The organism is Gemmiger formicilis, from assembly GCF_016901605.1.
Lineage (GTDB): Bacteria > Bacillota > Clostridia > Oscillospirales > Ruminococcaceae > Gemmiger > Gemmiger formicilis_B.
Genome location: NZ_JACJKP010000318.1, coordinates 1 through 1,309, shown reverse-complemented (window position 1 = coordinate 1,309; position 1,309 = coordinate 1). Strand labels below are relative to the sequence as shown.

Sequence of the window (1,309 nt, the reverse complement as noted above, 5' to 3'; positions counted from 1 at the left end):
TATCATGCACTGAATCCATAGGTGCATGAGGGGAACCGCCTGAACTGAAACATCTAAGTAGGGCGAGGAAGAGACATCAACCGAGATTCCGTTAGTAGTGGCGAGCGAACGCGGAAGAGGGCAAACCGGAAGGAGAAATCCTTCCGGGGTACGGACCGCTTTTAGGACCCAAGTTGTTAGCCGAATGGTGTGGGAAAGCCATCCAAAGAGTGTGAGAGACACGTAGGCGAAAACGACGAGGGCTGCGCGAGTTCCAGAGTACGGCCAGACACGTGAAACCTGGTCGGAAGACGGGGGGACCACCCTCCAACCCTAAATACTACCCAGTGACCGATAGCGTATAGTACTGTGAAGGAAAGGTGAAAAGGACCCCGGGAGGGGAGTGAAAAAGAACCTGAAACCTTGTGCCTACAAGCACATAGAGCACATCAACGTGTGATATGGTACTTTTTGTAGAACGGTCCGGCGAGCGATTGTACGTTGCAAGCTTAAGCACTTAAGGTGCGGAGGCGTAGCGAGAGCGAGTCTGAATAGGGCGTTCAGTAGCGTGCAATGGGCCCGAAACCGGGTGACCTACCCATGATCAGGCTGAAGTGAAAGTAAAATTTCATGGAGGGCCGAACCGACCTCCGTTGAAAAGGCGGCGGATGAATTGTGGGTAGCGGAGAAATTCCAATCGAACTCGGAGATAGCTGGTTCTCCCCGAAATAGCTTTAGGGCTAGCCTCATGTTAGATACCCGGAGGTAAAGCACTGAATGGCCTAGCGCCCGAGAGGGTAGCGAAGCCTATCAAACTAAGAATGCCGGTGTATTGATGCATGGGAGTCAGACAGTGTGAGATAAATCTCATTGTCAAAAGGGAAACAGCCCAGATCTACAGCTAAGGTCCCAAATTGTATCTAAGTGGAAAACGATGTGAAAATACACAGACAACCAGGATGTTGGCTCAGAAGCAGCCACTCATTTAAAGAGTGCGTAATAGCTCACTGGTCGAGCGTCTTTGCGCGGAAAATTTAACGGGGCTAAGATACAAACCGAAGCTTAGGCTGCACGTAAGTGCGGGGTAGGGGAGCGTTGTGTAAGCGGAGAAACAGTAGCGTAAGCGGCTGTGGAGTTTACAGAAGTGAGAATGCCGGAATGAGTAGCGCGAATGAGGTGAGAATCCTCATGGCCGGAAACCTCAGGTTTTTGGAGGAAGGTTCGTCCGCTCCAAGTTAGGCGGGAGCTAAGGTGAGGCCGAAAGGCGTAGCCGATGCACAGACGGTAGAGATTCCGTCCCCACCGAAAGATTTAAGCGCAGGGACACTTT

1 rRNA gene is annotated in these 1,309 nt (G+C 51.6%); it reads left to right on the top strand.

Annotated features, from left to right (window positions below):
• Positions 1-1,309: ribosomal RNA gene (locus tag H6B10_RS14535) — 23S ribosomal RNA — on the top strand; the annotation flags it as partial.